The sequence below is a fragment of the Shigella sp. FC1967 genome (assembly GCF_001743005.1).
Lineage (GTDB): Bacteria > Pseudomonadota > Gammaproteobacteria > Enterobacterales > Enterobacteriaceae > Proteus.
In genome coordinates this window covers 1-271 of the sequence record NZ_MIIZ01000194.1, presented here as the reverse complement: position 1 = coordinate 271, position 271 = coordinate 1, and the positions used below count along the sequence as shown (strand labels likewise).

At 47.6% G+C, this 271-nt stretch carries 1 pseudogene; it reads left to right on the top strand.

From position 1 onward, the window contains the following. Positions 1–271: pseudogene (locus tag BHE89_RS23585) on the top strand (ProQ/FINO family protein); the annotation flags it as partial.

Genomic DNA, 271 nt, shown 5'->3' with positions numbered 1-271 from the left:
AAAGAAGGAGCAAAACGTGTCGATTTGAATGGTAATGACTGCGGCGAACTGGAAGCTGAGCATATTGAACATGCTCGTACACAATTAGCAGAAGCTAAAGCGCGAGTTCAAGCTCAAAGAGCAGAACAACGTGCTAAGAAGCGCGAAGCTGAAGGTGATAAGGAGACCAGCAAAACGTCCGACAGCGAAAAAGCCAAATAATACGCGTCGTCAGCCACCTAAAGAGGGTGAAAAACGACAGCCTCGTCCTCAAAAAGCGACTCAAGCACCT